This window comes from Puniceibacterium confluentis (assembly GCF_007923445.1).
GTDB classification, from domain to species: Bacteria; Pseudomonadota; Alphaproteobacteria; order Rhodobacterales; family Rhodobacteraceae; genus Puniceibacterium; species Puniceibacterium confluentis.
The window spans coordinates 41,732-68,044 of record NZ_VOJI01000002.1 but is presented as its reverse complement, the minus strand read 5'-3'; the positions used below and the strand labels follow the sequence as shown (position 1 = coordinate 68,044).

Annotated in this window: 25 protein-coding genes and 2 tRNA genes; 19 read left to right on the top strand and 8 right to left on the bottom strand. The window is 63.4% G+C overall.

The annotated features are described in order from the left end of the window. Positions 1–77 precede the first annotated feature (77 nt). The 7 genes from FOY53_RS03005 (at position 78) to FOY53_RS02975 (ending at position 8,325) form a co-directional block, all read left to right on the top strand. Positions 78–917: an arsenate reductase/protein-tyrosine-phosphatase family protein gene (locus tag FOY53_RS03005; protein WP_146585587.1), complete on the top strand. Its 840-nt coding sequence runs from the start codon at positions 78–80 to the stop codon at positions 915–917. Beyond that, a complete protein-coding gene (locus FOY53_RS03000; RefSeq protein ID WP_146585585.1) occupies positions 914–1,915 on the top strand; it encodes an ArsJ-associated glyceraldehyde-3-phosphate dehydrogenase in 1,002 nt (333 codons plus the stop codon). The genes FOY53_RS03005 and FOY53_RS03000 overlap by 4 nt, the downstream gene beginning before the upstream one ends. Next, positions 1,912–3,186 (top strand): organoarsenical effux MFS transporter ArsJ, encoded by a 1,275-nt coding sequence (gene arsJ / locus FOY53_RS02995; protein WP_146585583.1) that lies wholly within the window; start codon positions 1,912–1,914, stop codon positions 3,184–3,186. Before FOY53_RS03000 ends, arsJ begins: the two co-directional genes overlap by 4 nt. Before the next feature lie 114 nt (positions 3,187–3,300). Further along, positions 3,301–4,563, top strand: a complete 1,263-nt coding sequence (locus FOY53_RS02990) for an imelysin family protein (RefSeq protein ID WP_146585581.1) — start codon at positions 3,301–3,303, stop codon at positions 4,561–4,563. A 120-nt stretch (positions 4,564–4,683) separates the two neighbouring features. Beyond that, positions 4,684–6,258, top strand: coding sequence for a di-heme oxidoreductase family protein (locus FOY53_RS02985; RefSeq protein WP_246107261.1), 1,575 nt, complete (start codon positions 4,684–4,686; stop codon positions 6,256–6,258). Then, complete coding sequence (locus FOY53_RS02980) at positions 6,255–7,244, top strand: imelysin family protein (RefSeq protein WP_146585579.1); 990 nt, start codon at positions 6,255–6,257, stop codon at positions 7,242–7,244. Before FOY53_RS02985 ends, FOY53_RS02980 begins: the two co-directional genes overlap by 4 nt. Before the next feature lies 1 nt (position 7,245). Beyond that, positions 7,246–8,325: a DUF1513 domain-containing protein gene (locus tag FOY53_RS02975; protein ID WP_146585577.1), complete on the top strand. Its 1,080-nt coding sequence runs from the start codon at positions 7,246–7,248 to the stop codon at positions 8,323–8,325. 16 nt (positions 8,326–8,341) lie between these two features. Here the strand turns inward: FOY53_RS02975 and FOY53_RS02970 are convergent, their stop codons facing one another. Then, positions 8,342–9,358 (bottom strand): LacI family DNA-binding transcriptional regulator, encoded by a 1,017-nt coding sequence (locus FOY53_RS02970; RefSeq protein ID WP_146585575.1) that lies wholly within the window; start codon positions 9,356–9,358, stop codon positions 8,342–8,344. Positions 9,359–9,489: 131 nt separating this feature from the next. Here FOY53_RS02970 and FOY53_RS02965 point away from each other — a divergent pair, with 131 nt between their 5' ends. The 6 genes from FOY53_RS02965 to FOY53_RS02940 all read left to right on the top strand — a co-directional run bounded on the left by FOY53_RS02965 (position 9,490) and on the right by FOY53_RS02940 (position 15,805). Further along, positions 9,490–10,548, top strand: a complete 1,059-nt coding sequence (locus FOY53_RS02965) for a sugar phosphate isomerase/epimerase family protein (RefSeq protein WP_146585573.1) — start codon at positions 9,490–9,492, stop codon at positions 10,546–10,548. After that, the gene (locus FOY53_RS02960; protein ID WP_146585571.1) at positions 10,545–11,702 is read left to right on the top strand and encodes a Gfo/Idh/MocA family protein; all 1,158 of its coding nucleotides are present in this window, start codon (positions 10,545–10,547) and stop codon (positions 11,700–11,702) included. The genes FOY53_RS02965 and FOY53_RS02960 overlap by 4 nt, the downstream gene beginning before the upstream one ends. Continuing rightward, a complete protein-coding gene (locus FOY53_RS02955; RefSeq protein ID WP_246107260.1) occupies positions 11,699–13,195 on the top strand; it encodes a sugar ABC transporter ATP-binding protein in 1,497 nt (498 codons plus the stop codon). Before FOY53_RS02960 ends, FOY53_RS02955 begins: the two co-directional genes overlap by 4 nt. Then, on the top strand, positions 13,192–14,190 hold the full coding sequence (locus FOY53_RS02950) for an ABC transporter permease (RefSeq protein ID WP_146585567.1): 999 nt from the start codon (positions 13,192–13,194) through the stop codon (positions 14,188–14,190). Before FOY53_RS02955 ends, FOY53_RS02950 begins: the two co-directional genes overlap by 4 nt. Positions 14,191–14,212: 22 nt before the next feature. Continuing rightward, positions 14,213–15,166, top strand: a complete 954-nt coding sequence (locus FOY53_RS02945) for an ABC transporter substrate-binding protein (RefSeq protein ID WP_146585565.1) — start codon at positions 14,213–14,215, stop codon at positions 15,164–15,166. Positions 15,167–15,325: 159 nt separating this feature from the next. After that, positions 15,326–15,805: a hypothetical protein gene (locus FOY53_RS02940; RefSeq protein ID WP_146585563.1), complete on the top strand. Its 480-nt coding sequence runs from the start codon at positions 15,326–15,328 to the stop codon at positions 15,803–15,805. A 24-nt stretch (positions 15,806–15,829) separates the two neighbouring features. Here FOY53_RS02940 and FOY53_RS02935 read toward each other — a convergent pair whose 3' ends face one another. From FOY53_RS02935 to FOY53_RS02925, 3 genes are read right to left on the bottom strand one after another with little or no spacing between them, the layout of a single operon-like run. After that, positions 15,830–16,528, bottom strand: coding sequence for a TadE/TadG family type IV pilus assembly protein (locus FOY53_RS02935; protein WP_146585561.1), 699 nt, complete (start codon positions 16,526–16,528; stop codon positions 15,830–15,832). Between the two features lie 10 nt (positions 16,529–16,538). After that, positions 16,539–17,018, bottom strand: a complete 480-nt coding sequence (locus FOY53_RS02930; protein WP_246107259.1) for a TadE/TadG family type IV pilus assembly protein — start codon at positions 17,016–17,018, stop codon at positions 16,539–16,541. 53 nt (positions 17,019–17,071) lie between these two features. Beyond that, positions 17,072–18,499 (bottom strand): TadE/TadG family type IV pilus assembly protein, encoded by a 1,428-nt coding sequence (locus FOY53_RS02925; RefSeq protein WP_146585557.1) that lies wholly within the window; start codon positions 18,497–18,499, stop codon positions 17,072–17,074. Between the two features lie 343 nt (positions 18,500–18,842). On the opposite strand from FOY53_RS02925, the gene FOY53_RS02920 reads away from it, so the two are divergent. Then, positions 18,843–20,279 carry a Glu/Leu/Phe/Val family dehydrogenase gene (locus FOY53_RS02920; protein WP_146585555.1) on the top strand — a complete coding sequence of 479 codons (1,437 nt, stop codon included), beginning with the start codon at positions 18,843–18,845 and terminating at the stop codon, positions 20,277–20,279. Between the two features lie 70 nt (positions 20,280–20,349). On the opposite strand, the gene FOY53_RS02915 is transcribed toward FOY53_RS02920, so the two are convergent. Beyond that, a complete protein-coding gene (locus FOY53_RS02915; RefSeq protein ID WP_146585553.1) occupies positions 20,350–21,084 on the bottom strand; it encodes a hypothetical protein in 735 nt (244 codons plus the stop codon). Between the two features lie 504 nt (positions 21,085–21,588). Here FOY53_RS02915 and FOY53_RS02910 point away from each other — a divergent pair. Beyond that, on the top strand, positions 21,589–21,888 hold the full coding sequence (locus FOY53_RS02910; RefSeq protein ID WP_146585551.1) for a hypothetical protein: 300 nt from the start codon (positions 21,589–21,591) through the stop codon (positions 21,886–21,888). 128 nt (positions 21,889–22,016) lie between these two features. Here the strand turns inward: FOY53_RS02910 and FOY53_RS02905 are convergent, their stop codons facing one another. After that, complete coding sequence (locus tag FOY53_RS02905) at positions 22,017–22,376, bottom strand: response regulator (protein ID WP_146585549.1); 360 nt, start codon at positions 22,374–22,376, stop codon at positions 22,017–22,019. Between the two features lie 389 nt (positions 22,377–22,765). Here FOY53_RS02905 and FOY53_RS02900 point away from each other — a divergent pair, with 389 nt between their 5' ends. Then, positions 22,766–22,969: a hypothetical protein gene (locus FOY53_RS02900; RefSeq protein ID WP_146585547.1), complete on the top strand. Its 204-nt coding sequence runs from the start codon at positions 22,766–22,768 to the stop codon at positions 22,967–22,969. 62 nt (positions 22,970–23,031) lie between these two features. Here the strand turns inward: FOY53_RS02900 and FOY53_RS02895 are convergent, their stop codons facing one another. After that, positions 23,032–23,907 (bottom strand): LytTR family DNA-binding domain-containing protein, encoded by an 876-nt coding sequence (locus FOY53_RS02895; protein WP_146585545.1) that lies wholly within the window; start codon positions 23,905–23,907, stop codon positions 23,032–23,034. Between the two features lie 262 nt (positions 23,908–24,169). On the opposite strand from FOY53_RS02895, the gene FOY53_RS02890 reads away from it, so the two are divergent. From FOY53_RS02890 to FOY53_RS02880, 3 genes are all read left to right on the top strand, one after another. After that, complete coding sequence (locus FOY53_RS02890; protein WP_146585543.1) at positions 24,170–25,108, top strand: pirin family protein; 939 nt, start codon at positions 24,170–24,172, stop codon at positions 25,106–25,108. A gap of 136 nt (positions 25,109–25,244) precedes the next feature. Next, positions 25,245–25,321: transfer RNA gene (locus FOY53_RS02885), tRNA-Asp, on the top strand. A gap of 30 nt (positions 25,322–25,351) precedes the next feature. Beyond that, positions 25,352–25,428: transfer RNA gene (locus FOY53_RS02880), tRNA-Asp, on the top strand. 254 nt (positions 25,429–25,682) lie between these two features. Here the strand turns inward: FOY53_RS02880 and mepK are convergent. Continuing rightward, positions 25,683–26,252 carry a peptidoglycan L,D-endopeptidase MepK gene (gene mepK / locus FOY53_RS02875; protein ID WP_146585541.1) on the bottom strand — a complete coding sequence of 190 codons (570 nt, stop codon included), beginning with the start codon at positions 26,250–26,252 and terminating at the stop codon, positions 25,683–25,685. Between the last annotated feature and the right edge of the window lie 61 nt (positions 26,253–26,313).

The following is a 26,313-nucleotide window of genomic DNA, read 5'->3' as shown; positions in this document are numbered from 1 at the left end:
CGGCCCGGAGGCGGAGCACGCCGCATTTCGGCGCGTTCTGTCATGGATCTGTCATCTATTTCATATATCCATGAAATATGGAAAAGCAGATTCTCGAACAACTTGCCGCCCTCGGCCATGCGCAGCGCCTTTCGGTGTTCCGGCTATTGATGCGGCGTTACCCCGATGCCGTGGCCGCTGGCGAGATTGCGGCCGCTCTGGGGCTCAAGGGCTCGACGCTTTCGGTGTATCTCGGGGCGCTGCGCCAGGCCGGGCTGATCACTCAGACGGCAAAGGGCACCTCGCGGCTGTACCGTGCCGACACCCGGTCCGCTGACGCACTGGTCGGCTTCCTCTTCGAGGACTGTTGCCGCTCGCGGCCAGAAACATGTCTATCCCGTGCTGCCTTCGGAATTGAAAAAAATGAAGACACCACAAGGGTATACAATGTATTATTCATCTGCTCCGGCAATTCCGCCCGTTCGGTCATAGCAGAGAGCCTGCTGCGCGACCTGGCGCCGGAGCGCTTTGCAGTCTACTCGGCCGGCACCACTCCGGCGTCGCACCTGAACTCCGTTGCAGTGCGGATGCTGGCCGACAAGGGGCACGACACTTCGCAGCTGCGTGCCAAACATGTGTCCGAATTCCAGAGCCCCGGCGCCCCGAACTTCGACTTTGTCTTTACCGTCTGTGACCGCGCCGCGAACGAGGATTGTCCCGCCTGGCCGGGTCAGCCGATCTCGGGGCACTGGGGCCAGCCGGATCCGGCCCGGGTACAGGGCACTGAGGCCGAGAAGATGCTGGCCTTCCAGCAGGTCTACGGCGCTCTGAGCAACCGCATCAGTGCTTTTGCGGCGCTGCCAATTGGCGCGATGGACCGCAATTCCCTGCAACACAGCGTCGACCAGATGTCGCATGATACCAAGGAAATACAATGACAACCTACGCCATTAACGGGCTTGGCCGCATGGGCAAGCTGGCGCTTCGCCCCCTGCTGGAAAGCGGGGCCGAGATCGCCTTTGTCAACGACGCCGTCGGCGATCCGATGATGCAGGCGCATCTGCTGGAATTTGACACCGTCCACGGGCGCTGGCCTGCGGAGTTTTCACATGCTGCTGACAGCATAACCATCAACGGCACCCGTATCGCCTGTTTGCAGACCCGCAACCTTGACGACCTGCCGCTCGCGGGCGTCGATGTGGTGATCGACTGCACCGGTTATTTCAAGACGATGGATCGGATCGCGCCCTACCTTGCGGCCGGGGTGAAAAAGGTTGTCGTTTCGGCGCCGGTCAAGGATCCTGCGGTCGCCAACATCGTCTTTGGCGTGAATCACGACAGCTATGACCCTGCGATGCATGACGTCGTGACGGCGGCGAGTTGCACCACCAATTGCCTGGCGCCGATCGTAAAGGTGATACATGAGAATATCGGCATAAAACATGGAATGATAACGACAATCCATGATATTACCAACACGCAGACCATTGTCGATCGTCCTGGAAAGGATCTGCGTCGTGCCCGTTCCGGGCTGAATGCGCTGATCCCGACGACCACCGGCAGCGCCACCGCGATCACGCTGATCTATCCGGAACTCACCGGCAAGCTGAACGGCCATGCAGTGCGGGTGCCGCTGCTCAATGCCTCGCTCACCGACTGCGTGTTCGAGGTCAGCCGCGCCACCAGCGCCGAAGAGGTCAACGCCCTGTTCGCCGCAGCCGCCGAAACCGCTCCGCTCAAAGGCATTCTGGGCTATGAGGTCCGCCCGCTGGTGTCGACCGATTACACCAATGATCCGCGCTCCTGCATCATCGACGCGCCGTCGACCATGGTCACGGACGGCACGCAGGTAAAGATCTATGCCTGGTATGACAACGAATGGGGCTATGCCCAGCGGCTGGTCGACGTCGCCCGCATGGTCGGAGACCGGTTGTGAGCCGACCCGAAGGGCTCTCCGCCTATATCGCCGTGACCGCGGCCTACTGGGCGTTCATGCTGACCGACGGCGCGCTGCGGATGCTGGTGCTGCTGCATTTCCACGCCCTGGGGTTCACGCCGGTCCAGCTCGCCTATCTGTTTGTGCTGTATGAACTGGCCGGCATCGTCACCAACCTGAGTGCCGGCTGGATCGCGGCGCGGTTCGGGCTGACCTCGACGCTCTACGCCGGACTTGGCTTGCAGGTCGCAGCGCTTCTGGCATTGGCGCAACTGGATCCTGCCTGGGGCATTGCGGCCTCGGTCGTGTTTGTGATGCTGGTGCAGGGCGCCTCGGGCGTGGCCAAGGATCTGGCCAAGATGAGTGCCAAGTCAGCCGTCAAGCTGCTGGCCCCCGATGGTCAGGGCGGGTTGTTCCGCTGGGTGGCGCTGCTGACGGGGTCGAAGAACGCGGTCAAGGGGCTGGGCTTCTTGCTGGGGGCGGTCCTGCTGGCGCTTGCCGGGTTCGTGCCGGCGGTTCTGGGCATGGCATCGGTGCTGGCGCTGATCCTGTTGGCGGTCGTCCTGAAGATGCCGACCGGATTGCCTACCGGTCGCAAGGACGCGAAATTCAGAGAGATTTTTTCGCGCAACGCCAACATCAACTGGCTGAGCATGGCGCGGGTATTCCTGTTCGGCGCCCGCGATGTCTGGTTCGTGGTCGGGATACCGATCTATTTCTACGCCGTGTTGTCGGATGGCAGCCCCGAAGGCAACCGCGCCGCGTTTTTCACCATAGGCAGCTTCATGGCGGTCTGGACGGTGCTGTACGGCGGTGTGCAGGCCGCCGCGCCAAAGCTGTTGCACGCGGATACCCGCCCCGAGGCCGAGATCATCCATGCCGCGCGCCACTGGGCGGCCGGCCTTGCGGTGATCCCCGCCGTTCTGGCGCTGCTGGTGTGGCTTGGCGGCGCGCCCTCTGGCGGGCTTACCGTGGCGCTGATCCTGGGGCTGCTGCTGTTCGGTGCGGTGTTTGCGGTGAACTCGGCGCTGCATTCGTACCTGATACTGGCGTTTTCCACCGGGGCGCGGGTCACAATGGATGTCGGGTTTTACTACATGGCCAATGCCGCCGGGCGTCTCATGGGAACGCTGCTGTCGGGACTGAGCTATCAGTTGGGCGGTTTGCCACTGTGCCTCGGGACGGCGGCGTTGATGGTGGCGCTGAGTTGGGTCGGCGCGGCGCGGTTGCAGGGTGCGCGGGGGCGGCCCGTGTCAGAATCGAAGCCCTAATACCGAGTAAAATTATCAGGTTTGACAACCCTGACTGTTTTGGTCAGGTTGCGGGCATCGCGATTCCGTCGCGCACAGGGCCAAACGCCCAGCTTCTCACGGAAAGGGTTCCACATGACACGCATCCTCCTGGCCGGTCTGGCCACGACCGTCCTGACCGCCGCACCGGTCATGGCTGTTGAAACATCCGAGGTGCTTGCCACCTACGCCGACATTGCCGAGGCCAAATACTCCGACAGCCTGACCACGGCGCAGGTCCTGAAGAACGCCATCTCGGCGCTGATCACTGCCCCGTCGGAACAGACTCTGGCCGAGGCGCGCGCAGCCTGGATCGCCGCGCGGGTGCCCTACATGCAGACCGAGGTCTACCGCTTTGGCAATGCCATCGTCGATGACTGGGAAGGCCGGGTGAATGCCTGGCCGCTGGACGAGGGGCTGATCGACTATGTGGATGCCTCCTATGGTGGTGCGACGGATGAAAATGCCATTGCCGCGCTGAATGTGATCGCCAATCCCAGCTTTGTCCTGTCCGGTCAGACCGTGGACGCCGCCGAAATCACGCCGGCGCTGCTCGAGGAGACCCTGCAGGAAGCGGACGCCGTCGAGGCGAATGTCGCCACCGGCTATCACGCCATCGAGTTCCTGCTCTGGGGGCAGGATCTGAACGGCACCGGGGCCGGGGCAGGTGCGCGTCCCTGGACCGACTATGCGGCTGGTGCGGACTGCACCAACGGCAATTGCGACCGTCGGGCGGACTATCTGCGCGCCGCGTCGGATCTGCTGCTGTCCGATCTCGAATGGATGGTCGCGCAGTGGGCGCCCGACGGCGCGGCCCGCACCACGCTGACCGGCGACGAGGCGGCGGGCCTTCAGGCGATACTCACCGGAATGGGGTCGTTGTCCTACGGTGAACTGGCGGGCCAGAGGATGAAACTGGGCGTGTTGCTCAACGATCCGGAAGAAGAGCACGACTGTTTCTCGGACACCACGCAGTGGAGCCATTACTACGACGCTCTGGGCATCCGGCAGGCCTATCTCGGGCAATACACGCGGAGTGACGGCACCCAGATTTCCGGTGCGTCGCTGGCCGATCTGGTGGCCGAGGTCAACGCCCCGGCGGACGCACAGTTGCGCACTGATCTGGACGCCACGATGGTTGAGATGACGGAAATCGTCGATGCGACCAGGAACGGCATGGCCTACGACATGATGCTCGCGCGCGGCAACGATGCGGGCGAAGAACTGGTGATGTCGGCGGTCGCGGCGCTGGTGGCGCAGACCCGGTCGATAGAACGGGTGGTGACGGCGCTGGATCTGGGCGGAATCACGCTCGAAGGGTCGGACAGTCTGGATGATGTGAACGCAGTGTTCCAGTAAGCGCAGAAGGGTGCGGCGGTCCGTCCCGTTGAACCCCGGGATGCCGCACCACATCTGTTCCCCAGTTTCACGTCCCGCCCGGAACGCACCCGGGCGGGCTACCAACACGGTCTGTTCGCCATGAGCCCGCTTTCCCGTCTGCAACTTGTCATGATCGGTGCCCTGTTGTTGAGCTTCAGCCTCGTGCCGCTTGCGCATTCGCAGACGCCGCCTGATGTCGCGGCGGCGCACCTGGACGAGGTGCCCCGCACCAGCGCCGAAATCGCCCGCATTCGTGACGTGACCCGACTGACCGCGGATTTCAGCGCGCCGGAACCGTTCGAGGCAAATTCCGGCGGCGGGGCCACGGTGCGTGCCAGGACCACGGCGGATGCGTTTTCGCAGGCCTCGGGCAACATGGCGTTCGAACGCGAGCTGGACTTCAAGGTCGGCGACGGGCTGTTCCGCAAGCTCTGGGTGTCGTCGCCGTCGTCGACGCTGGTGTCGGACGGTCTGGGGCCGCTGTTCAATGCACGCTCATGTCAGGCCTGCCATCTCAAGGACGGGCGCGGCCATCCGCCGGAGGGGCCGCAGGATGACGCGGTGTCGATCTTTCTGCGGGTCTCGGTGCCCTCGGCCCAGGATGCCCCGCTGAGCGAAATCGAGGCCTTTCTGGCCGGCATCGGTGACGACAGCCCGCGCACCCGGCCCGACCCGGTCTATGGCGGACAGATGCAGGATTTCGCCACCGCGGGTCATGCTGCCGAATACCGTTTCGATGTCCGCTACACCGAACAGACTCTGGCGTTGTCGGGTGGTGAAACGGCCGTCTTGCGGGTGCCGACCTACCGCGCCGCGGATCTGGGGTATGGTCCACTTGCGCCCGGTGCAATGCTGTCACCACGCGTGGCGCCGCAGATGATCGGCCTTGGCCTTTTGGAAGCGATTGCAGCCGGGGACATCCTGGCGCTGGCCGACCCCGATGACGCCGATGGCGACGGCATCTCGGGGCGGGCGCAAAAGGTCTGGTCGTTCGAACACAACCGCCCGATGCTGGGCCGTTTCGGGCTCAAGGCCGGCGCCCCGACAGTGCGCGAACAAAGCGCTGCGGCCTTTGCCGGCGACATCGGCATTTCGTCGCCGATCTTTCCGGCGGCGTTCGGCGACTGCACCGAGGCTCAGACCGACTGCCGCGCCGCTCCCGACGGCACCTCCGGCAGCCCCGAGGCCACCGAGATCGGCGCCGATGGTCTGGGCCTCGTCACCTTTTACGCCCGCAACCTCGGGGTGCCTGCACGGCGCGATGTCGCCGATCCGCAGGTGCTGCGCGGCAAGCAGGTGTTCTACGACACGGGCTGCACTGCATGCCACCAACCGAAGTTTGTCACCGCCCGTCTGCGCGGCCAGCCGGAACAGAGTTTTCAGCTGATCTGGCCCTATACCGACCTGTTGCTGCACGACATGGGGCCGGGACTGGCCGACAACCGCCCCGAGGGCCGGGCCACCGGCAGCGAATGGCGCACCGCACCGCTCTGGGGGATCGGTCTGACCCAGACCGTGAGCGGTCAGCAAAGCTATCTGCACGACGGCCGCGCCCGCACCCTGCTGGAAGCGGTACTGTGGCACGGCGGCGAAGCCTTGCCGCACAGACAGCAGGTGATCGACATGCCGCCCGCCGACCGTGCAGCCCTGATCAGATACCTGGAGAGCCTGTGAGACACCTTTTTGCGACCCTCTTCGCCCTGACCTCGGCCGCCGGTCCGGTGGCCGCCGACCTGGACCGGGTGGTGGATGCGCACATCCTGCCCGGCTATGCGGCTTTCGCGGACACCACGGCGACGCTGGCCAGGGCGGCCGCCGACGGCTGCGACCCGGACCCGCTGAGGGCAGAGTGGAACGCCGCCTTCGACGCCTGGATGGCGGTGAGCCACCTGCGCTTTGGTCCAGTCGAGGAACAGGGCAGGTCGGTCATCATCGCCTTCTGGCCGGATGACAAGGGCATGACGCCGCGCAGCCTGGCACGGCTTGTCGCCGACCGCGATCCCGTTGTCGGCGACCCGGAAGAGTTCAAGGAGGTATCGGTCGCGGCCCGCGGTCTCTTTGCGCTGGAATTTCTGCTCTATGACCCGCAATTCCAGCCGCAGGATCCCTATACCTGCGATTTGATCCGCATGGCGACCCGCGATCTGGCAGAGATTGCGGCAGTGGTTTCAGAGGACTGGCACGGAGGGTTTGCCGATACCCTGCGCGGCGCCGGGGCGCCCGGCAATGCCGTCTACCTGTCCGAAAACGAAGGTCTGCAGGTGCTGTTCACCAACCTTGTGGCCGGGCTGGAGTTCACTGCAAACGAGCGGTTGGGCCGCCCCCTCGGCAGCTTTGACCGCCCCCGGCCCAACCGTGCAGAGGCCCGTCGCTCGGCCCGGTCGCTGCGAAACGTCACCCTGTCGGTACAGGCCCTGCAACAGCTTGTTGACACGCTGGTCGATGTGCCGCTGCCCGAGACCGATGCCGCGTTTGACGGCGCGGCCTGGGCAGCCGCCGCTCTGGACGATCCGTCCTTTGCCGGTGTCAGCGACCCGGGCGACCGGCTGAAGGTCGAGATCCTGCAGCAGTCCATCAAGGCGATCGAGGTCGCGGTTCTGGCCGAAGTCGGTCCCGCCCTGGGCGTATCCAAGGGTTTCAACGCCGGTGACGGCGACTGACATGGGATCACGCCGCCAATTTATCGCATCACTTCTCGCCGCATCGGCACTGCCGACACTGAGCTGGGCGGACGCGGGCAACCCGCGCTATCTGGCGGCGGCGCGGGAACCGGGGGGCGGGTATGCCCTGTTCGGTCTCAGCGTCGCGGGGCGGGACACCTTTCGTGTGCCGCTGCCAGCCCGGGGCCATGCGGCGGCGGGGCACCCGCACCAGCCGCTAGCCGTGGCCTTTGCCCGCCGTCCCGGCACCTATGCACTGGTGATCGACTGCGCCGACGGCCGGGTGCTGCACCAGCTGGATCTGCCCGAGGGGCGGCGTTTCAACGGGCACGGCGCCTTCTCGGCTGCGGGCGACGTGCTCTACACCTCTGAAATCGTGGCCGGGTCCGGGCGGGGCTTGATCGGCCAATGGGACACCACCCGCGGCTTTCGCCGCATCGGTGAATTTGCCAGCCACGGCATCGGTCCGCACGAAATCGCCCGCCTGCCGGGTTCGGAAGATCTGGTTGTGGCCAATGGCGGCATCCATACCGCGCTGAACGATGAGCGCAGCAAGCTGAACCTCGACACGATGCAGCCGAACCTGAGTTATGTCAGCGCCGGAGGCAGGCTGCTGGAACAGGTCACGCTGGCGGCGGATCTGCACCGCAATTCGATCCGCCACCTTGCCCTGCGTGCGGACGGGCTGGTTGCCTTTGCCATGCAATCCGAAGATCCCGCCGCGCTGGCGCCGCCGCTCCTGGGCCTGCACCGGCGCGGCGCGCCTCCGGTTCTGGCGACGGCCCCCGAGGCGCAACAGACGCGGATGAAGGGCTATGCCGGCAGTATCGCCTTCAGCGGGGACGGCGCGCATATCGCCCTGACGTCGCCGCATGGCAGCGTGGTGTGCGTCTTTGAGGCGGCCGGGCAATTCGTCGGGATGCTGAACCGCGCCGATGTCTCTGGTGTCGGTCCGGCGACAGGCGGATTCCTCACCACCGATGGCCTCGGCGGGCTGTGCCGGATCAAGGGCGGCGCCCTGTCGCCGCTTGTTGCCGCGCCGCGGGCCTGGGACAACCACCTGGTCACCCTGCCGACCTAGCCCCGGGGCACAGGTCTCAGCCGCGTGCGGCGCGGGGTGGCGCCACGCTTTTGCGCGGGATGAATTCGACCTCGACCACCTCGGACGGGCCGGTCAGGCTGCCGGCGTCGATCATGTCCACCAGCAGTTCGGCGGCGCGCACCCCGATGACCGTGCGCGGCTGGCGGATCGTGGTCAGGGCAGGGGTCAGATGCGCAACCACGTCGATGTTGTCAAAGCCGACAATCGACAGATCCTCGGGCACGCGGATGCCGGCGTGCTGCACGGCCCCCATGAACCCGATGGCCATTTCATCCGACGCACAGAACAGCGCGGTTGGCCTGTCGTCCAGTGCCAGCCAACGTCGCGCCGCCGCCGCCCCGGAATCCATGCTGAAATCGCCGCCGAACACCCAGTCCGCGCGGGCCTGCAACCCATGCCGGGTCAGGCCGCGCTGAAAGCCTGACAGCCGGGTTTCGGTCAGCACATTGCCCGGCGGACCGGTCACATGCCCGATGGCGCGGTGCCCGACGTCAGCCAGATGCGCCACCGCCATTTCCGCGCCCCGGGCATTGTCCACCCGAATGGACGGCAGATCACCCCCCATCCATTCGCAGGCCATGAGCACGGGCGGACGCCCCGGCAGATCCAGCGCCCCGGGCGACATCGTGCCGTCGAACAGCACCAGCCCGTCGGCCTGACCGGACTGGAGAAAATCCGCCAGCCGCGCCTCGGGGTCGGTGCCGGTCTGCGTATCCGCCACCAGCAGGCCCAGCTGCGCCGGGGCGAGGACAGAGGACATGCCCGCCAGGATCTGCGAGAAAAACGGGTTTGCGAGGTTGGGGATCAGCGCGATGACGCTGCCGGTGCGCTGGCGGCGCAGGTTCGAGGCGGTGGAGTTGATCCGGTAGCCGGTCTCGGCCACGGCACTCAGAACCGCCTCGCGGGTTGATTCGGCGACCACGGATGGCTTTGACAGCGTCCGGCTCACCGTGGCGGTCGAGACACCGGCAACACGGGCAACATCCTGAATGGTCGCGGTTTTCCTGTCCATCGTCACCCTTTCTTTCGGCGCGGAGAATGGCGGCGAAAAAATCTGTTGTAAACGATTTCATCTTTTGTCAGTCTCGCTGCAAACGATTACATCGTCAAGATGCGCCCGAAAGAGGCGCGGGGGAGGATCAGATGAAAACGATTCAGGGTCCGGCCCTGTTTCTGGCGCAGTTCGCCGGGGACACAGCGCCCTTTGACACCTGGGACGGGATCACCCGCTGGGCTGCGGACTGCGGGTATGCCGGCGTGCAGGTGCCCAGCTGGGACAACCGGCTGATAGATCTGCATGCGGCCGCGACGAGCCGGGACTATTGCGACACCTGGAAAGGTCAGGCGGCAGAGAACAACATCACCGTGACCGAGCTTGCCTGCCACCTGCAGGGCCAGCTGGTCGCGGTGCATCCCGCATATGACACGGCCTTTGACGGCTTTGCCGCCCCGTCGGTGCGCGGCAACCCCGCCGCCCGGCAGGCCTGGGCGGTCGATCAGGTGAAAAAGACCATCACCGCGTCGCGCAATCTCGGCCTTTCTGCCGCCGCAACCTTTTCCGGTGCGCTGGCCTGGCCCTATGTCTACCCCTGGCCACAGCGTCCGGCCGGGCTGGTCGAGACGGCCTTTGACGAACTGGCCACCCGCTGGCGTCCGCTGCTGGACCACGCCGAAGACCAGGGCATCGACCTGTGTTACGAGATCCACCCGGGCGAGGATCTGCACGACGGCGTCACCTTCGAGATGTTCCTGGATCGCGTTGCCCAGCATCCGCGGGCGAAAATGCTCTACGATCCGAGCCACTATGTGCTGCAATGTCTCGATTATCTCGACAATCTGGACATCTACGGCGAACGGATCGGCATGTTCCACGTCAAGGACGCAGAGTTCAATCCGACCGGGCGACAGGGCGTCTATGGCGGCTTTCAATCCTGGGTCAATCGCGCGGGCCGGTTCCGCAGCCTCGGCGACGGACAGGTCGATTTCGGGGCGGTGTTTTCCAGGCTCGCGGCGATGGATTTTGACGGCTGGGCCGTGGTCGAATGGGAATGTGCCCTGAAGCACCCCGAAGACGGTGCCCGCGAGGGGGCGGCATTCGTGCGCGATCACATCATCCGCGTGACGCCACATGCCTTCGATGATTTTGCCGCGGGCGGCACCGACGAGGCGGCCAACCGCAAGATGCTGGGACTGGACCGATGAGCCGGTTCGCAGACCGCAGCGGCCCTATCCGCCTGGGCATGGTCGGCGGTGGGCAGGGGGCGCTGATCGGCGCGGTCCATCGGGTGGCGGCGCGCCTGGACGGTCACTACGAACTGGTGGCCGGGGCTCTGGCCTCGACGCCGGAACGGGCGCGCGCCTCCGGCCTTGACCTCGGGCTTCCCGACGACCGGATCTATGGCAGCTACAGTGACATGGCCAGGCGCGAGGCGCGGATCAAGGACGGGATCGAAGCGGTCGCCATCGTGACCCCGAACCACATGCACCTGCCTGTCGCCCGAGAGTTCCTCAAGCGGGGCATTCATGTCATCTGCGACAAGCCGCTGACCGGCACGCTGGCGGATGCGAAAAAGATGCAGGTGGCGGCGGCGAATGCCGATGCCCTTTTTGTCCTCACCCACAATTACACCGGCTATCCGCTGGTCCGCGAGGCGAAAGAGCGGGTTGCGCGCGGCGACCTGGGCGATATCCGGCTGGTGCAGGTCGAATATGCCCAGGACTGGCTGGGCGAGGTGCCGGATCCCGGCAACAAGCAGGCCGACTGGCGGACCGATCCGGCGCGCAGCGGCGTCGGGGGGGCCACGGGTGACATCGGCACCCATGCCTTCAATCTCGCGCGTTTTGTCACTGGTCTTGCCCCCGAGGCGCTGGCCGCCGATCTGCAAAGCTTTGTTCCGGGCCGGGCACTGGACGACAACGCCCATGTGATGCTGCGCTTCGTGGGCGGCGCGCGGGGCATGCTGTGGTGCAGCCAGGTGGCGTCGGGCAGCGAGAATGCCCTGCGCCTGCGGGTCTATGGCACCAGAGCCGGACTGGAATGGAGGCAGGAGAACCCCAATGAGCTGCGGGTCACGCCGCTGGGCGGATCGACGACGGTGGTGACCCGCGCCTCTGGCGCGACCGGTTCTGCGGCGGGGCGGGTGTCGCGCCTTCCTCCCGGCCATCCCGAGGGGTTTTTCGAAGCCTTCGCCAACCTGTACGCGGAAGCGGCACAGGCCATTCGGGCGCATCGTACCGGGGCGGCGTTGCCCGAAGGTGTGACCTACCCCGACATCTCGGACGGGGTTGAAGGGGTGGCATTTGTCGAGGCCTGCGTGCGGTCGTCAAAGCGCAACGCCGCATGGGTGCCGCTGTGACCGCCATTCTGTCGGCGCAGCAGATCATCCGGCGGTTCGGGCCGATCCAGGTGCTGCACGGCGTCGATTTCGACCTGGTGCCGGGGCAGGTGCATGCCCTGATCGGCGAAAACGGCGCCGGCAAATCGACGATGATGAAAATCCTCGGCGGATATCTGGCACCTTCCGAAGGTCAGTTGTTCCTGGACGGCCAGCCGGTTCAGTTCAGTGACCAGAAACAGGCCGAGGCGCAGGGGCTCCTGATGATCCATCAGGAATTCAACCTCGCCCTGCAACTGACCGTCGAAGAGAACATCTTTCTGGGCCGCGAAAGGATGCGCGGGCCGTTCCTGGATCACAAGGCGATGCAGGACGAGGCCCGCGCCTTGCTTGTGCGCCTGAATTGCCATGTCGACCCCCGCAGCCGTATCCGCGACCTGTCGGTGCCGAACCGGCAGATGGTCGAGATTGCCCGCGCCCTGGGACGCAACGCCCGCGTGCTGATCATGGACGAGCCGACCGCCGTGCTGACCAACCGCGAGACCGACATCCTGCTGGAACAGATCGACAGGCTGCGCGAGAGCGGCACGGCGATCCTCTATACCTCGCACAAGCTGGACGAAATCCGCCGCATTGCCGACCGGGTGACCGTGCTGCGCGATGGCAGGCATATCCTGACCCGCGACGCCGCAGGATTCACCGAGGACGCCATGGCCACCGCGATGGTGGGCCGTGAACTCAGCGACCTGTTTCCGGCAAAGCCTGTGCCGCAGGACGAAGTTGTGCTGAAGGTCGAGAACCTCAGCGTGCCGGGCCGGGTGCGCGATGCCTCTTTCACCCTGCGCCGGGGCGAGGTTCTGGGCTTTGCCGGGCTGGTCGGGGCAGGGCGCACGGAACTGATGGAGGGCATCGTCGGTCTGCGTCCCGCGAGCGGCAAGGTCGCGGTGCTGGGCAAACCGCTGAAACCCGGTTCGGTTCTGGCCGCGCGTGAGGCCGGGCTGGTGTACCTCACCGAAGACCGCAAGGACAAAGGCCTGCTTCTGGGCAAGAACCTGACCGAAAACCTGACCCTGCTGGCGCTGGACAGGTTCGGGACGGTTCGCATCGACAAGTCGGCCGAGGATGCCGCCCTGACCACGGCAATCCACGACTTCGATATCCGGGTGAACGACCGCGCCATGGCCGCAGGCAGTCTTTCGGGCGGCAACCAACAGAAACTGCTGCTGGCCAAGACCATGCTGGCAGAGCCCGAGATCGTCATCATCGACGAGCCGACCCGCGGCATCGACATCGGCACCAAGCAGCAGATCTATGATTTCATCGCCGCCCTGGCCGCCAGGGGCAAAAGCGTCATCGTCGTCTCGTCCGAACTGCCCGAGGTGATTGGCCTCGCCGCGCGGGTGATCGTGATGGGGCGCGGTCATATCGCCGGAGAGTTGTCCGGGACTGCCATCTCGGAGGACGCGATCCTGCGGCTTGCCATGGGTGTCGGCGCAGAAAGGGAAACAGCATGAGTGATACAACCGCCTCCGCCGCGCCACCGCGCCGCCGTCTGAACCTGCATGTTCTGGGACCGGTGCTGGCGCTTGTCGCGCTGATTGTCCTGGGCGCGTCGCTGAACGCGAACTTTCTCGGCTATGGCAATGTCACCAACGTGCTGGCCCGCTCGGCCTTTATCGGCATCATTGCCGTGGGCATGACCTTCGTGATCACCGCCGGGGGCATCGACCTGTCCGTCGGCTCGATGGCGGCCTTTGTGGCCGGGGTGATGATCATGGCGATGAACGCGATGATCCCCACATTGGGCGTCGGCGTGCCGCTGATCCTTGCGGGCATGTGTGTGGCACTGCTCGCAGGTCTGGCGGCGGGGCTGCTGAACGGTTTTCTGATCTCGAAGGTCGGGATCGAAGCCTTCATTGTCACGCTGGGCTCGATGGGCATCTACCGCAGCCTAGTCACCTGGCTGGCCGATGGCGGCACGCTGAGCCTCGATTTTGCCGCGCGCGGGTTTTACCGCCCGGTTTATTACGACGGTCTTCTGGGCGTCAGCTGGCCGATCATCGTCTTTGCCATTGTCGCCGTTCTGGGCGAACTGACCATGCGCCACACCCCGTTTGGACGCCATTGCGCAGCCCTAGGCGCCAACGAACAGGTCGCGAAATACTCGGCCGTCAAGGTCGACCGGGTCCGCATGGGCACATATGTCCTGCTCGGCATGCTGGTCGGGCTGGCCACCATCATGTATGTGCCGCGCCTCGGCTCGGCATCGGGGTCGACCGGCACCCTGTGGGAGCTTGAGGCCATTGCCGCCGTGATCATCGGCGGGACCGTGCTCAAGGGCGGCTTTGGCCGGGTCTGGGGCACCGTCGTCGGGGTGCTGATACTGAGCCTGATCGACAACATTCTGAACCTCGCCTCGATCGTCAGCCCGTATCTCAACGGTGCGATCCAGGGGGTCATCGTCATCCTCGCTGTGGTTTTGCAGCGGGAAGGGAAGTCCGCAGATTGAGCGGCAATTTGGGAGGAATATTATGAAACGCAGAGATATCTTCAAGGGCGCTGCACTGGGCCTCGCGCTCGCGGCGGGACCGGCTGTCGCACAGGATCAGACCTACACCATCGGTGTGGCGATCCCTTCGGCCACACATGGCTTCATGGGCGGGCTGAATTATCACGCCCAGGACAGCATCAAGCGGCTCGAAGCGACCTATCCGCAGCTCAGCTTTGTGCTGGCGACGGCGGGAGACGCCGGCAAGATGGTCAACGACATCGAAGACATGGTCGCCACCCGCAACATCGACGCGCTGGTGGTGCTGCCGTTCGAATCCGAGCCGCTGACCTCGCCTGTGCAGGCGGTCAAGGAGGCGGGGATCTGGGTCACGGTGGTGGACCGGGGCCTGTCGGTGCCGGGCATCGAGGATCTGTATGTCGCCGGTGACAACCCCGGGTTCGGTCGCACGGCGGGCGAATATTTCGCGGCGAACCTTAAGGCCGGCGACAACATCGTCGTGTTGCGCGGCATTCCGACGACATTGGACAACGAACGGGTGGACGCCTTTACCGCCGCCATCGATGGCTCGGGGATCAACGTGCTGGACATGCAGCACGGCAACTGGAACCGCGACGACGCGTTCAACGTGATGCAGGATTTCCTGTCCAAGTATGATGACATCGACGCGGTCTGGGCGGCGGATGACGACATGGCCATCGGTGTGCTCGAGGCGATCGCGCAGGCCGACCGGTCCGCCGACATGTGGGTCGTCGGCGGTGCCGGGATGAAAGAGATCATCAAGCGCATCATGGACGGTGATCCGCAGCTTCCGGTGAACGTGACCTACCCGCCGGCCCAGATTGCGACCGCGATCGAGCTGACCGCCCTTGGTCTGGTGTCGGCCACGCCGGTGTCGGGCCGCTTTATCATCGGCAGCCAGATCATCACGCCGGAAAACGCGGAAAGCTTCTATTTTCCCGACAGCCCATTCTGATTTCCCCGACGTGTGAACCGACAGGCCCGGGCAGCGATGTCCGGGCTTCTTGCTGTCTGCCCGGCGGCGCGTGTGCGGCGGAGCGGGTCCGGTCGACCTTAGCAGTTCCCCCTTGCGCCGTTCCCCTGTAGAGCGTCCGCAGCGAATGGAGGGTCGGACATGAATGATGAACGGATTCTGGCAGAGGTCAGCGCCTCGGGGCCACGGCGCGTTCTGGGTGTCGGGATGCTGTGGTTTCTTGGCGGGTTTCTGATCTATGTCGCCGCGGCGACGCCGCCGTCGGCGGGCTGGCAGATCTTTCTGGTGCTGCTGGGGGCCTGCGCGCTGTGGCTGGGGTATGCGCTGATGCAGGCCACGACCCTGATCCTGCAACTGACCGCACACGAGCTGCGCGACTCCGAAGGCACGGTGCTGGCGCGGATCGCCGATATCGAAAAAATCGACCGCGGCGTCTTTGCGATGAAGCCGTCGAACGGGTTCACCCTGATACTGAAACGGCCGCTGGCGCGAAGCTGGCGGCCGGGACTTTGGTGGCGGCTCGGGCGGCGGGTTGCGGTGGGCGGTGTCACGCCCGGGTCGCAGACACGGCCGATGGCCGATGTGATCGCCGCCCTGGTCGCGGGCGTCGGGCCGGTCTGACGACCGGCCCGACAGCTAGCCTTATCAGGTCTTCTTTTCTTTCTTCGCGGGCTCGACATTGGCCTGACCGGAGTCGTTTGTGCAGTTGGTGGCATTTTCCGCGTTGTTGTTGCAGAGCGAGCCGCCGGGCGCATCCTGATCGCCGTTGCCCCAGCCGTTGTTGCCCTTGACCATGTCTGCGTGCAGAACCTGCGGCGCAAAGCGCGGTCGGGTGAACGAGTAGGTCTTGATCCGGAAGTCATCCAGTCCGACGCTGAACACCGGGTTGTAGTCGTCCCATGTCTCGACCACGACCACCTGGTCGGCGTTGGCCATGATCGGCAGACGATCCCGGTAGGCCACCAGATCGCCGGTGGTGAGCGGGGGATAGGCCCCCCGCGACTCCGACCAGAACACTTCGTAGCGGTCGTTGTTGGCCTTGTAGGACACCACGGTGACGCGCAGGTCGGTCTCGTTGCCTTGCGATTTGTCCAGCAGGTAAAGCAGCTTGCGGGAGTTGTCGATATAGGCGTCGGTCACGGCATCGGTTTCGCGGCTGATCATGTCGCCGATGGTGTAGTTGCCCTTCTGGTTGACCGTCTGCTGGCGCATGACGTCAAAGTAGACCCAGGAGGCGCCGAACAGCCACAGCAGGACGGGAAGGATGATCATCGCCTCGACGGTGATGTAACCCTGCGTATCGTCGCGGAAACGGCGCAGGCGGGAGGTAAGAATATTCAGCATAACCTGTTCCTTAGCTCGGTTCCTGCACAAAGGCAGAGGTGGACACGATGGCGGTGAAGCCCTGATCATCCTGGCGCAGTGCAGAACTCAGGCCTCCGGCCGGTGAAATCGGCGAGTACTTGTAGCAGGCGCGCAGCAGCATCAGCTCGTTGTCACGGCCATAGGTAAAGCTGCGCACAGGGTTGACCGGCAACGCGGTGTCGATGCAATCCGCTGTCCGGTTGGGATCGACCCAGGAGCGGACGTTCATCTTGACCATCTCGAGCTTGAGCTTGTTGGTGCAGTCCGGAAGGATCGCCGCGGTGTTGCAGATCTCGGTCTTGAGCGAGTCGTGTGTATAGTTGGTGCCTGTGCCAAGCCGGACATCGCGGACGGTTTCGTCAAGGGCCCGTTCCAGCGCCGTGTGGCGGATGGTGACGGCGCCGAGTTCGATGCCCGACAGGATGAGGCCGACAAACAGCGGCAGCCAGAGCGCGAAGGGGACCACCATGGACCCCTCCTCGGTGTCGCGGAAGCGACGGAGGGTTTTGTTAAAGGAGCGGATCATTGTGTGAGCCTCAACTGGTTGATCGCACGGGCGATGGAGTAAAAGGCCTCTTCGATCTCGACGCCTTCGACCCGGAAGAAGTGGGCGGGGGAGGACGCGCAGTTCTGCATCACAGATGCGCCGTGGTCGGTGACTTCGAAGCCGATGGACCAGATAACGATGTTGTTCGCCTTGGCCGCGTCGCAGACACTGTCGAGCAGGGAGTCGCCAAGAGCGGCATTGTACTTCTGGGTGTAGAACTGGCCCCAGTTGCGCGATGACACGTTGCGCTGGAGGTAATACCACAGGTTGTAGTTGTCCCACTGCGCGATTTCGCTCGCCGAGTCGTAGGCCCAGTTCTGTATTCTGAAAGAGCGGTCATGCTGGCCGTCCGTCATCAGAACAACCGTCTTGAGCGTCTCGACATCGTCGAAAGCGGCGGGACGTCCCTGAAAGATGCTGTCGACCTTGCCGGTTGCAATCAGGTTGCTGGTCATGTTGCGGGTCGAGGGATCCAGGAGGGCGGCGCCCCATTTCATCCCCATGAAGATCGACGTTCCGGCACGCGGCTGCAGTTGCGCGACCTGTGCCTTCAGCGCGGTCGCATTGTGGCTGAACGGACTGATCCGCTCGTAGGTATACCGCGGGCAAACCGTATCGGTGCGGGTGTTGTCGCCAAAATAGTTCCACTGGAAATGCTGCATCTGCTGATACTGCATCGAGGTGTTCAGAGCCGTCGAGTTGAACTCGGATTCCGGAAACTCGAGGCAGTGCGAGTAGCCATGCACCCAGTTGACGTTCATCTGGCTGGTGAGCAGCGGGCCGGCGTTGACCTGTTCGGAATAGGGCACCAACGAGATCGATATGAGATCCTGGGTATCGCTGCCCAGCACCGTGTCGATAAAGGTGTTGGATGCCGACTTCAGGCGCACGAGCTTTTCGTTGTTGGCCATGGACCCCGAGATATCGAGCACCATGGAGATTTCGACCTTGGAAATCCGCTCTTCCGCCTGGGCCAGACCATCGGCGCGCATGCTCTCGATGCCCAGCATCTTGGTAAAGTTGGCCGGATTGCTGATCGAGGCGTCCGCAGTGACTGTCTTGTGATTGAGACCACTGTCGACGGTGACAGACGTCAGGGCACCCGAGAGGTTCATCTTGTTCATGTAGTCGGTGACAACTTCGGCCGGATCCAGCATTTGATCCAGATCCGCAGCCGCCAATACCGCGCGGTCCAGAGTGTTCTGGATCTTGTTCCGCTTCAGTTCGGTCTGGATCATGTCGATCCCCATACCGCCCATGATCATCAGAACGATTGCGCCGGTAACGCCGACATAGGTCATGGCGCCGGATTCATCCTTGATGAACGGCAAAACACGGCCCAGGCCCGTCAGCGGCGACCCGAAAACACCCGTTTCAGGTCGTTTTTTAAGAGCAGGTTTCATATGTGCATCCGTAACCTTCCTCCCGGTAACACTCCGGGAACTCGCCCCACCACTGACAGAGTTTCATGGGCCATATATGGCGGCCCAAAGTGGCCAAACTTGGGCGAAACAAGGCGCTATTTTCTTAAAATTTCGGATGTATTAGGACATTCTAAACGGTTCGGGGCCTTCTGTTTCCCGGAGGGCGACAATCGCGACCTTTGCGTGATCACATCCCCTGAAATCGGGACTTTTTGCTTTGCCACAATTGGGGGTCTTTTCCAAAGTCATCTGGCCTAGTCTGGTTGCACGGAAAACAGGCACAGCTGAGTCGCTGCCCGCATCTGCAACTGGAGAACCAATCATGTCAGCCACACCCACCCACGAACCGAGCTTTCGCGAAAGCGTAGACCTTATGTTCACGCGCGCGGTGGCGCTGATGGATCTGAGCCCCGGGCTCGAAGAAAAAATTCGTGTCTGCAATGCAACCTACACTGTGCGGTTCGGGGTGCGACTGCGAGGAGGTATACAGACCTTTACCGGTTACCGCTCGGTCCATTCCGAACATATGGAGCCGGTAAAAGGCGGTATCCGCTATGCTTTGGGAGTAAATCAGGACGAGGTCGAGGCGCTGGCGGCGCTGATGACCTATAAATGTGCGCTCGTCGAAGCGCCTTTCGGCGGATCAAAGGGCGGCCTGCGCATCGACCCGCGCCAATACGAGGAACACGAGCTGGAACTGATCACCCGGCGATTTGCCTATGAGCTGGCCAAGCGCGACCTGATCCACCCGTCACAAAACGTTCCCGCCCCCGATATGGGAACCGGGGAGCGTGAAATGGCCTGGATCGCTGACCAGTATGCCCGGATGAACACCACCGACATCAATGCTAGGGCCTGTGTCACCGGCAAGCCGCTGAACGCAGGCGGCATCGCCGGTCGGGTCGAGGCGACGGGGCGCGGCGTGCAGTATGCGTTGCAGGAATTTTTCCGTCACCCCGAAGATGTCGCCAAGACCGGACTTTCGGGATCCCTGGATGGCAAGCGGGTGATTGTGCAGGGGCTGGGCAATGTGGGATATCACGCCGCCAAATTCCTGAGCGAAGAGGATGGCTGCCGTGTCACGGGGATCATCGAACATGACGGCGCCCTGTTCAACGAAAAGGGTCTGAACGTCGAGGCTGTCCGCCACTGGATCATCAAGCATGGCGGGGTGGCGAACTACCCCGATGCGACACATCACGCCAAGGGCGCAAAGGTTCTGGAAGAAGTATGTGACATCCTGATCCCGGCTGCACTGGAAGGGGTGATCCACCTGGGCAATGCCCACAACATCAAGGCGCCGCTGGTCATCGAGGCTGCAAACGGTCCGATCACCGCCGGCGCCGACGAGATCCTGCGCGACAAGGGGACGGTGATCATTCCGGACATGTACGCCAACGCAGGCGGCGTGACCGTGTCGTATTTCGAATGGGTCAAGAACCTGAGCCACATCCGCTTTGGGCGCATGCAGCGGCGGCAGGAAGAGTCGCGCCACCAGCTGGTGGTGGATGAACTGGAGAGAATCTCGGATTCTCTTGGCAAGACCTGGAGCCTGAGCCCGGATTTCAAGCAGAAGTACCTGCGCGGTGCCGGTGAACTGGAACTGGTGCGTTCGGGGCTCGATGACACGATGCGCATCGCCTATCAGTCCATGCGCGAGGTCTGGCATGGCCGGGCGGATGTGACCGATCTGCGGACAGCGGCCTATCTGGTGTCGATTGGAAAAGTCGCGGCAAGCTATCGGGCAAAGGGGCTTTGACGGCAGACCCCGGCAGGGCGGCGCGCCTTGCCGGGACATTGACACGGGGGTGTCTTCTGACGTTCGAAGCTCAGGCCGTTGCCACGCGGACCCGGCGGAATTTCTGGGACATCCGGGTGCGCAGGGTTTCAAGGCGCGGCATCAACAACGCCGCCAGTCCCAGCAATGCAAAAAGCAACGACTGCGGCAACGGTACGGTGCTTATCGGGGTCACAGACGCCAGGGTCAGCCTGGCCGAGGTAAACGTGTCGCCGTAGCGAATGGCATTTTCGCTCTTGCCGGACACCGGGTTGAAGAACTGCAACTGCACATGACCGCCGGAACTGTCGGCGAACGTCTTTCTGGTCAGGTCCGACACCACGGATGCGAGGTTGTCCGGGTTGGAGAAAAAGCCTGCTCCGACGTCGAGTTTGATCCCGGACTTCAGGCTGAAAGGCTGAAGCAGCGACGCCGAGCCGGTGTTGAACTCCACGCGGTTGTCGCGGGAGGTCACCAGAAGCGACTGCGAAAATGTCAGGTTCGTGCCCGAGGTCTGACCTATGAAGCTGAACAGGGCAGAGGTCGAAAAGGTGCCCTCGCCGGTTCTGGCGCTGGAATCGACAACGCTGTCATCAAAGACCAGTCGCGTGAGCACGGTTTCACCCGTGCGGAAACCGGTGAGGCCGCCGACGGATGCCAGGCTGATGTTTTTGCCAATGTCATCAATCGGGCCACCGATCAGGTCGATGCTGACGACAGCAGCATGTGAAGAGGGTGCCGCCGCCAGGGACAGGACAATGGCGAGAGCGGACAGAAGGCGGCTCATGGTGCTTTCCATTCCATTCGGAAAAAACGTGTTGAATGCAAAAATAGCCCCGGGGCATGGCGAAAATGTGGCTGACTTGCAGCGTCTTCGTGACTCTGCAGCGCAGTTGGCTCTGGGCAGGCATGCCTTGAGGCCAGCAAATTCAGGGCTTTGAGCAAGCGTCGCTGCCAGGGACGCGGTCTGTATGTTCCCCTCGACAGCCACAAGGTACATCTTCGCGCAGTCATCCTGCGGTGCTGGACCCTGTCCGGGGCGCGCGGAGACCATCCCGAAAGCTCAGAGGCAGGAGACCACGGTGGTGCGATTCGATTGCAGTGACGGTTCAGGAGCCGCCGGGCTTAGGCCAGTCGGGTTCGGGAGCGGTGCATGTCGGCGGACAGATCAACAGCCCGGCGGTCTCGGCCAAACACGGAATTGTCATCGTGGCGCGCGCCTGTGGCCAGATGACAGGGTCAGGTTTGGGTCCTATTCTGGGGCCAGTATGATACAGGCGGAACTCTACCAATGAAATTCACGATGCTGGCCGCGCTTGTCGCTGCCACCTTTACCGCGGAAAGCGCGCTGGCTCTGGGCGCGAAAGAGTGTGCCTTGCAGGCAGGTCTGGTGATGCAGGTGGTTGACGCCCGCAGCGCCGGCGCTGAGAGCGAGGCGGCCCTGCAGCAGATTCAGGCCGGCCTGAACGGCGAGACGCAAAAATTCGCCACCATTGTTTCCGTGGTGGTTGATTGGGTCTACACGCTTCCGGACGAACAGCTTGGCGCTGCGGTGGGGGACGCCTGGACCGAGGGTTGTCTGAAAGGCTAACGCCCGGTGCAGCCTGGCGGTTTTCCGCATGGGCCCACCTGTTCCCTGCCAGCGTGCCACACTGCCGGTCGTCAGGTGTGTCGCGGCCCTTTGCGCGGCTTCGGTAAACGGGCGGGAAGGGCCCGAGCTCAGATCAGATCCATGATGACAGCAATTGCCTCGGGCAGGATAGGCTTCTCGAAGATCCGTTGTTTCGGTGCCAGTTGCTCGAGCGACTTGTCAGAGTGGCCGGTCAGGAATATCAGCGGGATGCCCCGTTCGTTCAGCACTTCTGCCAGACGTTCACTGGTGTGATTGCCCAGGTTGAAGTCGATGATTGCAAGATCGGGACGGTTTTTTTCCAGGCTGGCCAGCGCTTCGGCGGACCTGTGGAACGGTCCGATCACAACGCCGCCCGCCTCTTCGACCATCAGCGCCACATCCATGGCAATGATCACGTCATCATCAAGAACTAGAACAGTCTTTTGAAGACTGGAATCTGAGGCCATCGGAACAGTACTTCTGCTTGCGGGAGCCCTGTGGACGGACACTCTGCAAGCCAAGCCCAATTTGCACTCCGGGTCAATCGCGATCCGGATCTTTCATGACACGAAACCGTATGGAACGCGCCGTGCATCGCGTTGACAGGTGCGTGCCTGGTCAAGGGGCGCGCAACCTGACGGCCTGAGCCCTGATGGTGGTTTGTCCCGGCGTCACACAAGCCCCACAGGTCGCGTTGCGCACAGCCTGCGTGCCGGTGGATGCTTTCTGCCGACCCGGACCCGGAAAAACGCGCGATGACGCCGATGGCCGGGGGCCCGCGCTGATGTGACTTGCACGCAGCGCGCATCCGGCACGAAGTGCGGCAATCCGACCTTGCCGACGGAAATGAATCGACATGAGCACAAAGCGTTTTCTGACGGGTGAAACCCGGATCTGGGTTGAAATCGCCCTTGCCATCCTTTTGGCGCTGTTCGCCTTTCAGCAGGTCTCGTCACTGCAACCAGACATGCGGACCATTGAGATCGCTGACAGCTGGCCCCACAGCCAGGAGCAACGATCTCACTTCACAACTCGGGCAGAGAAGGCGGAAGGAGCCTGACGTTCGCGCAACAGAGGCCCGCACTGCGGCCGATCCTGTGCGGCGGCGGGGCAATCGGCGGATCAGCCCGCTTCACTGTCCCGCTGCTCGGACAGGTGTGCATCCAGCCACTTTTCCACGGAGTCCAGGCGGGTGCGGGCAATGGGGATCTGCGTGTTGTCGGCCAGCGTCAGCACATGCCGGTTTTCGTTCCGCGCGATGCCCTTTGCCTCGGACCGGGCGACCCACCAGGACCGGTGCGGCTGGACGCCATCTGCGGCACGGGTCTGTGCGACAATGTCACTTAGCCGGGCCCGTTGTGACAGGGTCGTGCCGTTCAGGGTCACGTGGACATGGTGCTGGCGCGCCTGGATGTACCGGACCTTTGCGATGTCCACGCTGTGCTGTCCGATCTGCAAATGCCGGGCTGTCTCCTCAGTCGCGACAGTCTCGGAGGGCGTACCTCCGGTGTCGGCAGGGGGAGAAGCCGACTGCAGGACGGGCACGACAAATCCGTAGAATACGGTATCAAAAGCCAGAATCGTGGGCGCAAAGTAAAATGAATGGGTCCAGATGTCGGACTGGAACTGACCTCTCATTAGCAGCCAGGTCACCCCTTCTGCCGCGGCCGCCGCAGGCAGAACTGCCAGGATGGCGGCCACAGGCAGGGGCCAGGTGATTTTCGGGATCCGGAGCTGAACCAGGGCGACCAGCCAGAATATCGCAAGGTAGCTGAACAGATAGGTGGCTGCAGCGACTGGCCAGACAATCGCCAGCATCCAGGTGTCCAGTGAGACCGACACGCCGGGCGCGTCTGCGGTCATCAGAACGCTCAGGGCGAGGGTGAAAAAAATCGCCGACTTGGGCGTCATCAGCAGCGCGATGAGAGATTGCAGGCTCAGTTCGAACCGATCCCCGAGCAGCGCGCGCAGAGAGAGAGTTTGATAAAATGGCTGCATGACTGGAAAGCGTGCCGGAATTTGGTCAGTTGAGTGACGCCTAATAGCGCCAGCTTTGAGATATGGACCGGAATTCAGAGGTTTGCGAGATTGAAACTTGGGTGACGCTGCGTAAACCTGTGCGCGGCCGGCCGAGGCAGATTCCCTGGTCTCCAGACGCCTCTGCAAATGCGCACAGCGGCCTTGCGCGGCGTGCGGCTTTACCCGTGACCTTCATGCTCCTACGTTTTTCGCCACACCCAACAGTAAAGCGAGAAATGCCATGAGTTGGAATCCCGCCCTGGACCCGCATTGCCCCACCGGAGACGAGGTTGACGCAATCGAAACAGTGATCGTGCCCCGAGCCCGCGACCTGGGCGGCTTTGAGGTCCGTCGCGCCTTGCCCGCGCCAAAGCGGCAAATGGTCGGGCCGTTCATATTCTTTGACCAGATGGGCCCGGCCGAGTTCCTGCCGACACGCGGGCTGGATGTCCGGCCGCACCCGCATATCGGTCTGGCCACGATCAGCTATCTCTATCGCGGCCGCATGCACCACCGCGATTCGCTCGGCACGGACGCCTGGATCGAGCCGGGTGCGGTGAACTGGATGGTGGCGGGCAGCGGCATCACCCATTCCGAACGCACGGACGACGCGACGCAGACCGACGCGATGCCATTTTTCGGGATCCAGACCTGGGTTGCCCTGCCCAAGGACCACGAGGATCGCGGCGCGGAATTCATTCATGCCGGGCGTGATGCGTTGCCGCTGCTGGAGGGCGAAGGCAAGACGGTGCGGCTCATTCTCGGCACTGCCTATGGCGAACGTGCGCCGGTCAAGACCGCTTCGGAAATGTTCTACGCCGACGCCCAGCTGGAGGCCGGGGCAGGGCTGCCGATGCCGGATGACCACGAAGACCGCGGCGTCTATGTCGTTGAGGGCGCAGTGATCATCGCAGGTGTGCGTTACGAGGCCGGTCGCATGATGGTTTTCCGTCCCGGTGACCAGATCAGCTTGACCGCCGCCGAGGCCGGGGCGCGGGTGATGCTGTTGGGCGGTGAAACGCTGGAGGGTCCGCGGTACATCTGGTGGAACTTTGTCGCGTCCTCGCAAGAGCGCATCGAAGAGGCAAAGGAGGCCTGGAGGCGGCAGGACTGGGCCAATGGACGGTTCCATTTGCCGCCGGGAGATGATGCGGAATTCATTCCATTGCCGGATCGCTGAGGGCAGGAAAATGGCCCCCGCCAAGGCCCCCCGGCGCCAGTACGCCCGGTTGTGATTTTTCTGCAATTCCTTGCTTGACGGGGCAGGGCGCTCCGCCTATTACCCCCCTCACGCTTGGGAGACCATGCGGCAGTGAGCGGTTGTAGCTCAGTTGGTTAGAGTACCGGCCTGTCACGCCGGGGGTCGCGGGTTCGAGCCCCGTCAACCGCGCCACCACTGCCCTTGATCCTTCCGTTGCGATGCGCGGTTGTAGCTCAGTTGGTTAGAGTACCGGCCTGTCACGCCGGGGGTCGCGGGTTCGAGCCCCGTCAACCGCGCCACTTTTCCTGTAAAATCACACCCCTTCATGGGGCACAGAAAAAGATTGGGTTCCGACGGAACCATCGGTCTGATCGGGCGTTTTGTCGGCGAGCAGCAGGAATTACCTGTACCACCGATCTGCCCCGGATCGCTCAATGCAATATTCGGTTTGCCCCGGATTCGGCCTGTCCCGGATTCGGATTGTCCCGGCTGAAACGGCAAAAGGCGCCTTCCGGCGCCTTTGCGATTGAACATAATGAGGTTTCTCGGACGGTCAGCTGCCCCAGGAGCGCACCGGTCCGCAGTCCATGTGCACAAAGTTGGATCCGCTGTAGCGTCCAACCCCGCCTGCCTGGCATGCTGCTGCGGCGCGTGCCATCTGGCTGACGGAACGCGAGGAAAGACGGAGATCGGCGGCTTCACCGCGCAGATGGCGCGAATTCTTGGCCACACCCGACGAGCGGGAGCGCAGCAAGGCATTTGTTGCCGGGCTGCGATAGCCGGAAATGAGCATGTAGGGCTCACTGACGTCCATCATGTTGTGGGCTGCGGCCATGATATCGACCGTGCGCAGGTCAATCCCCTTGACCTGATCGTTGCGCCAGTCGCGCATGAAGTAGGTGATCTCCTTGACCGCGTCGGCAATGTACTGGCCTTCGACCCAGTATATCATGTCGAGGCGCTCACCGGTGCGGCCGGAATACATTCGGACTCGTCGGATGTCGCCGCCGCCGCGCAGAAAGCCTGCGGCGTTGGCAAAGTTCGGTGCTGCCGTGATCATTGTAGCCGCGAACGCGCCCAGAAGGCCGCGCCGCGAGATTACGCTCGCGCTTGCATTCGTCATGGTAAAGAGCCTGTCCCGTGTCCTGTACCTGTGTGCCCGCGACGTTGCGCGGACCCTGCCA

Excerpts from the sequence above, each read along its gene's own strand:
- FOY53_RS03005 (WP_146585587.1), top strand. The coding sequence starts at position 78 with ATGGAAAAGCAGATTCTCGAACAACTTGCCGCCCTCGGCCATGCGCAG.
- FOY53_RS03000 (WP_146585585.1), top strand. The coding sequence starts at position 914 with ATGACAACCTACGCCATTAACGGGCTTGGCCGCATGGGCAAGCTGGCG.
- FOY53_RS02990 (WP_146585581.1), top strand. The coding sequence starts at position 3,301 with ATGACACGCATCCTCCTGGCCGGTCTGGCCACGACCGTCCTGACCGCC.
- FOY53_RS02985 (WP_246107261.1), top strand. The coding sequence starts at position 4,684 with ATGAGCCCGCTTTCCCGTCTGCAACTTGTCATGATCGGTGCCCTGTTG.
- FOY53_RS02975 (WP_146585577.1), top strand. The coding sequence starts at position 7,246 with ATGGGATCACGCCGCCAATTTATCGCATCACTTCTCGCCGCATCGGCA.
- FOY53_RS02970 (WP_146585575.1), bottom strand. The coding sequence starts at position 9,358 with ATGGACAGGAAAACCGCGACCATTCAGGATGTTGCCCGTGTTGCCGGT.
- FOY53_RS02965 (WP_146585573.1), top strand. The coding sequence starts at position 9,490 with ATGAAAACGATTCAGGGTCCGGCCCTGTTTCTGGCGCAGTTCGCCGGG.
- FOY53_RS02960 (WP_146585571.1), top strand. The coding sequence starts at position 10,545 with ATGAGCCGGTTCGCAGACCGCAGCGGCCCTATCCGCCTGGGCATGGTC.
- FOY53_RS02950 (WP_146585567.1), top strand. The coding sequence starts at position 13,192 with ATGAGTGATACAACCGCCTCCGCCGCGCCACCGCGCCGCCGTCTGAAC.
- FOY53_RS02945 (WP_146585565.1), top strand. The coding sequence starts at position 14,213 with ATGAAACGCAGAGATATCTTCAAGGGCGCTGCACTGGGCCTCGCGCTC.
- FOY53_RS02940 (WP_146585563.1), top strand. The coding sequence starts at position 15,326 with ATGAATGATGAACGGATTCTGGCAGAGGTCAGCGCCTCGGGGCCACGG.
- FOY53_RS02935 (WP_146585561.1), bottom strand. The coding sequence starts at position 16,528 with ATGCTGAATATTCTTACCTCCCGCCTGCGCCGTTTCCGCGACGATACG.
- FOY53_RS02930 (WP_246107259.1), bottom strand. The coding sequence starts at position 17,018 with ATGGTGGTCCCCTTCGCGCTCTGGCTGCCGCTGTTTGTCGGCCTCATC.
- FOY53_RS02925 (WP_146585557.1), bottom strand. The coding sequence starts at position 18,499 with ATGAAACCTGCTCTTAAAAAACGACCTGAAACGGGTGTTTTCGGGTCG.
- FOY53_RS02920 (WP_146585555.1), top strand. The coding sequence starts at position 18,843 with ATGTCAGCCACACCCACCCACGAACCGAGCTTTCGCGAAAGCGTAGAC.
- FOY53_RS02915 (WP_146585553.1), bottom strand. The coding sequence starts at position 21,084 with ATGAGCCGCCTTCTGTCCGCTCTCGCCATTGTCCTGTCCCTGGCGGCG.
- FOY53_RS02910 (WP_146585551.1), top strand. The coding sequence starts at position 21,589 with ATGAAATTCACGATGCTGGCCGCGCTTGTCGCTGCCACCTTTACCGCG.
- FOY53_RS02905 (WP_146585549.1), bottom strand. The coding sequence starts at position 22,376 with ATGGCCTCAGATTCCAGTCTTCAAAAGACTGTTCTAGTTCTTGATGAT.
- FOY53_RS02900 (WP_146585547.1), top strand. The coding sequence starts at position 22,766 with ATGAGCACAAAGCGTTTTCTGACGGGTGAAACCCGGATCTGGGTTGAA.
- FOY53_RS02895 (WP_146585545.1), bottom strand. The coding sequence starts at position 23,907 with ATGCAGCCATTTTATCAAACTCTCTCTCTGCGCGCGCTGCTCGGGGAT.
- FOY53_RS02890 (WP_146585543.1), top strand. The coding sequence starts at position 24,170 with ATGAGTTGGAATCCCGCCCTGGACCCGCATTGCCCCACCGGAGACGAG.
- mepK (WP_146585541.1), bottom strand. The coding sequence starts at position 26,252 with ATGACGAATGCAAGCGCGAGCGTAATCTCGCGGCGCGGCCTTCTGGGC.